4 protein-coding genes are annotated in these 5,205 nt (G+C 69.1%); all 4 read left to right on the forward strand.

Annotation, left to right across the window (positions count from 1 at the left end; all coding sequences use genetic code 11):
* On the forward strand, positions 1 to 758 hold a 758-nt coding region (locus B3446_RS09130; protein WP_313494298.1), incomplete at its 5' end, for a DUF6537 domain-containing protein.
* 162 nt (positions 759 to 920) lie between these two features.
* Positions 921 to 1,823: a LysR family transcriptional regulator gene (locus tag B3446_RS09135; RefSeq protein ID WP_191579101.1), complete on the forward strand. Its 903-nt coding sequence runs from the start codon at positions 921 to 923 to the stop codon at positions 1,821 to 1,823.
* Between the two features lie 320 nt (positions 1,824 to 2,143).
* Positions 2,144 to 3,070, forward strand: a complete 927-nt coding sequence (locus tag B3446_RS09140) for a tripartite tricarboxylate transporter substrate binding protein (RefSeq protein WP_291380237.1) — start codon at positions 2,144 to 2,146, stop codon at positions 3,068 to 3,070.
* A 10-nt stretch (positions 3,071 to 3,080) separates the two neighbouring features.
* Positions 3,081 to 5,141 (forward strand): aconitase family protein, encoded by a 2,061-nt coding sequence (locus B3446_RS09145; RefSeq protein WP_291380239.1) that lies wholly within the window; start codon positions 3,081 to 3,083, stop codon positions 5,139 to 5,141.
* Positions 5,142 to 5,205: the final 64 nt, after the last annotated feature.

Consider the following 5,205-nt stretch of genomic DNA (forward strand, 5'->3'; position numbering starts at 1 on the left):
ACCTGGCCGCCTTCGAACTGGGCCGTCAGGCCGCGCATCGCGGCGCCGACGCGCTGCGCCCGGCGGCGGCCGAGCGTGTGGTGGCGCTGCCTGAAACCCTGGATGCGCTGGTCAACCGGCTGGCGGCGCACGTGCGCGATTACCAGGACGACGCGTACGCGCAGCGCTATCTGGCGGCCGTGGCGGCGGTGCGCACCCGCGAAGCCGCGCTGGGCGACAAGCGTCACGAGGTCACGCGCGCCGTGGCCCGCAATCTGGCCAAGCTCATGACCTATAAGGACGAGTACGAGGTGGCGCGCCTGCATGCCGACCCCGCGTTCAAAGACCGGCTGCGCGCGCAGTTCGAAGGCGAGCCGGGCCGCGACTACACGCTGCGCTACTACCTGGCGCCGCCGGCGTTGGCGCGCCGCGACGCGCGGGGCCGTCCGCAGAAGCGCGCGTATGGGGCGTGGATGGAAACGGCCTTCCGATTGCTCGCACCGATGAAGCGCGTGCGCGGCACGTGGCTGGACGTATTCGGCAGGACGGCCGAGCGTCGCATGGAGCGTCAGCTTGCAGTGGATTATCTGGAGTTGGCCCAGGAGTTCGCCCGCACGCTTGACGACGGCAACCGCGACGCGGCGCTGGAACTGGCCAACGTGCCGGATGCGATTCGCGGGTATGGGCATGTGAAGGAAAAGAGCGTGGAACAGGCGCGCGGCAAACAGGCGGCGCTGTGGGAGCGGTATCGCGCAGGCAAAGCGCGGTTGGCGGCCTGAGTTGGCGGACGGGGCAATCGCGCGCAGCTGCGGCCTGACCGCGCTGGCGAGGCGACCCGGCCCCGCGACCTGAGCCGCCTGACCATGCTGGCGTTGCGGGAGGCGTGGTGTACGATCCCCCGTCAATGCGGGGGCTGGTCCCCGCCGCCCGCTGGATCCGCCATGGAAAGCATCCTCCGCAAACTCGACCTGACCTCGCTGCGCCTCTTTGTGGCGGTGTGCCAGGAGAACAGCATCGCGCGGGCGGCCGAGCGCGAGTTCATCGCGCCTTCCGCCGTCAGCCGGCGCATCGCCGACATGGAAGCGTTGATCGGCCTGCCGCTGATCACGCGGCACACGCGCGGCGTTTCGGTGACGCCCGCCGGGCAGACTGTCTTGCGCCACGCGCGCCAGATCATCGGCGACGTCGAGGCGATGGGGGCGGAGCTGTCGCGCTTCTATGAGGGCGTGAAAGGGCACGTGCGGGTGGTGGCCAACCTGTCGGCCATCGTGCAGTTCCTGCCCGAGGACGTGGCGGCGTTTCAGCGGCTGTTTCCTGACGTGGACATCGACCTGGAAGAACAGCACAGCCCCGACGTCCTGCGCCTGGTGCGCGAGCGGGCGGCCGACTTCGGGATCTGCAACCAGATTGCGGGCGCCGATGGGCTGGAACAGCTGCCTTACCGCCGCGACCGGCTTGCCGTCATGCTGCCGTCCACGCACCCCAAGGCGTCGGCGCGTCAGCTCAGCCTGCAGGACATCGCCGACGAGACTTTCGTGGGCCTGCGCGAGAACAGCGCGTTGACGCAATTGATGGCGGCGCGAGCCGCCGAGCTGGGCAAGACGTTGTCGGTGAAGATCCGCGTGGCCAGCCTGGACGCGCTGTGCCGGATGACACACGCCGGTCTGGGCATCGCCGTGATGCCGCAGCAGGTCGCGGAGCTGTATCTGCAGGCGCTGGACGTGGTGGTGCGTCCCCTTTCTGATGCGTGGGCACGTCGACAGCTATGCATCGTGTTTCCGAGCCAGGCGCAGTTGTCGGCGACCGCCAGCAAACTGGTCAGGTTTTTGGCGCAGCAGGGCTGAGGGTCTGCGGCGGCGCTGCTGCGCCGCAAACCACCCAGCGTCCGAGGCGGTTGCCGCCGCAGCCACCGTCGCGATCCGCCGTCGGAACCCGCCGTCGGAACCCGCCGTCGCAATCCGCCGCCGCAGCCACCGTCGTTCCCTGCCGTCGCCGTTCGCGATGGCGGGGCTGCCGATATGACACTTCGCGGTTGACGGCCGTCTTCGTATAGTCAAAGCGCGTTCATCGCCGGTACGGGGCATCCAGACCCCGCTGCGTCTTATACGGAGACATCATAACCCCCACCAAATTGCTCGCGAGCTGTGCGCTCGCGCTTGGCGCCGTGTGTGCGGCCGCTGCCGCGTCCGCCGCCGGCTACCCGGATCATCCCATCCGCCTGATCGTGCCCACTTCGCCCGGCTCGACCGCCGACGTGGTGGCGCGCGTCGTGGCCGAGAACCTGGGCAAGACGCTGGCCCAGCCCATGATCGTGGAAAACCTGGCCGGAGCGGCCGGCATCCCCGGCACGCGCCAATTGGTGTCGGCCAAGCCCGACGGCTACACCCTGGGCATCGTGTCGTCCAACCACGCCATCAACCCCAGTCTGTACAAGAGCCTGCCCTACGACACGGTCAAGGACATCACGCCGATTTCCGTCATCGGCACGACGCCGCTGGTGGTCGTGGTGGCGGAAAACTCGCCGTACAAGACGATGGACGACCTGCTGAAGGCCGCCCGCGCGCAGCCGGGCAAGATCAATTACGGCTCGTCCGGCACGGGCAGCGTGCTGCACCTGGCCGGCGAGCTGCTCAAGTCCAAGGCGGGCGTGGACATGATGCATATCCCGTACAAGGGCGGCAACGCGCTGATCACCGACGTGATGTCGGGACAGATCCAGGTCGCCTTCCTGGCCACGCCGTCCGTGCTGGCGCAGGTGCAGGCGGGCAAACTGCGCGCATTGGCGGTCAGCACGCCCGAGCGCCTGGCCATCCTGCCCAACGTGCCCACCTTGGATGAGGCCGGCGTGAAGGGCTATTCGTACGACGCCTGGATCTCGCTGATCGGACCGGCCGGGTTGCCCGCCGACATCGTGCAAAAGCTGCAAACCGCCACGCACAAGACCATGCAGGAGCCGGCGGTGCTCAGGGCGCTGTCGCCGCAGGGCTTTGTGTCGCAGGGCACCACGGCGGAACAGGCGGCGCAGACGCTGGCCGCCGAGATCACCAAGAGCCAGACGCTCGTCAAGGCGGCGGGCGTCACCATCGAATGACCGGATTGCCATGACTGCCGTATCTGTACTCGACGCCCCGGCCCGCCTGCTGTTTCTGACGCAGGATCCGTCCCGCGTGACCGCGCAACTGGGCGGCGCGGCGCTGACGCTGCCCGAGGCCGCGCCGCTGCGCGACGACATCTCCACTGACGAGATCACGCCGGTGCCGATCCTGACCCACTTCGACGAGAAACTGGGCCGGTATCCGTACACGGGCTTCCGGGCGGGCGACACCCAGCCCATCGGCATCGACGCGATCCGGCAGTCGGGCATCAACGTCGTCGTCGCGGGCAAGCGGTACGGCAAGGGCTCGTCGCGCGAGCACAGCCCGATGGCAGAGAAGTCCGCCGGCGTGCGGTTGGTGATTGCCGAGAGCTTCGAGCGCATCTATCGCCAGAACGCCGACAACATCGGGCTGTACACCAGCACCGACATGGGGCTGGTGGCGCGCCTGCAAGGGGGCGAGCGCATCACGGTGGATGAGATCGTGGCCGGGCGCGACGCGCTGGCGGCGGCCATCGTGAAGGCCGGCGGGCTGCTGGCTTTCGGGCAGGCGCAGTTGCGCGATGTGTCGTTGAAGGGTGGACGTCGCGAGGAGGACGGTACGGCGGCTGGCGCGCCGGAAGCCGCCGTGTCGGATGCCACTGATCCCACCACCGATTCGGCCGCACCATCAGTCGAGCTGCCGCTCACGCTCTTCGAGAAGATCGTCCGGCGCCATCTCTTGAAGACCGATGCGACTGCGTCCAAACCGCAGCAGGGCGACGGCGTCTTTCTGCGCGCGGACTGGCGCTTCATCCATGAGTACTACACCGGCATGGCCGCCCATATGCTGCATGCGCGGGTCAAACGGCCCCTGCGTCTGGTGGACCCCGAACGCATCGTGGTGTTCGAAGACCACACGTCCTACGTCGAAGAAAGCCCCAACCACGTGCGCGCAGGCATCGTGCCCAACGTGCGCGCCATGTGCCAGGCGCAGCGCGACTTCGCCGAGGCGTACGGCCTGCGCCAGCACCGCACGCTGACGGAGGCCGAGGCAGCGCGCGATACCGGCGCCAATGTGGCCGGAATCTCGCACGCCATGATGGCCGAACACTACGCGCTGCCGGGGCAGGTCGTTGTGGGCACCGACTCGCACACGCCGCACAGCGGCGCGTTGGGATGCGTGGCCTTTGGTGTCGGCACCACCGACATGGCGAACGCGTTCGTCACGGGCGCGGTGCGGCTGACGCTGCCGGCCTCGCTGCGCATAGAACTGGACGGTGCGCCTGCGCCCGGCGTTACCGCCAAGGACATCGTGCTGCACCTGCTGGCCCTGCCTGAAATCCGCGCGGGTGCGGGCGTAGGCAAGGTGTTCGAGTTTGCCGGCGAGGCCATCGCCAGCCTGTCCATCGACGAGCGGGCCACGCTGACCAACATGACCGCCGAACTGGGCGGGCTGACGGGCATCGTCGCACCCGATGCCGAGACGGCGCGCTTTCTGCGCGAACGCCGCGGCGTGGACGCCGCCATCGAACCGTGGATGCGCAGCGATCCAGGCGCCGACTACGCCGCCGTCCTGCGCGTGGACTGCGCGGCGTTGTCGCCGCTGGTCGCATCGCCCGGCGATCCGGGCAATGGCGTGCCGCTGTCCACCCTGAGCGCGCGGCCGCGCATCGACATCGCGTATGGCGGCTCCTGTACGGCCGGCAAGCGCGAGGATTTCGACTACTACCATCAGGTGCTGGCGTGGGCGGTGGCGCGGGGATTGCGGCTGCCGGACGGCGTGACGCTGTATCTGCAGTACGGCACCACCGCCGTGCGCGACTACTGCGTGGCGCAGGGCTACGACAAGACCTTCGCCGCCGTGGGCGCGCGCATCCTGCAGCCGTCGTGCGGCGCGTGTGCGAACTGCGGGCCGGGGTCGTCCACCGAGGCGTCTCAGGTGACGATCAGCGCCATCAACCGGAATTTTCCGGGCCGATCGGGGCCGGGCAGCGTCTGGCTCGCCAGCCCGCCCACCGTCATGGCGAGCGCGCTGGCAGGGGAACTGGCGTCGTTCGCCGAGTTGCAGGCGCGATACGGCGCGTAGCAGGCGGCGGAGGCGGCGCGGCCCGCCAACGGTGACCGCGCGCAACCGGCGTGGGGGCCCCCGC

This window comes from Achromobacter sp. UBA5777 (assembly GCF_002418565.1).
Lineage (GTDB): Bacteria > Pseudomonadota > Gammaproteobacteria > Burkholderiales > Burkholderiaceae_B > Achromobacter > Achromobacter animicus.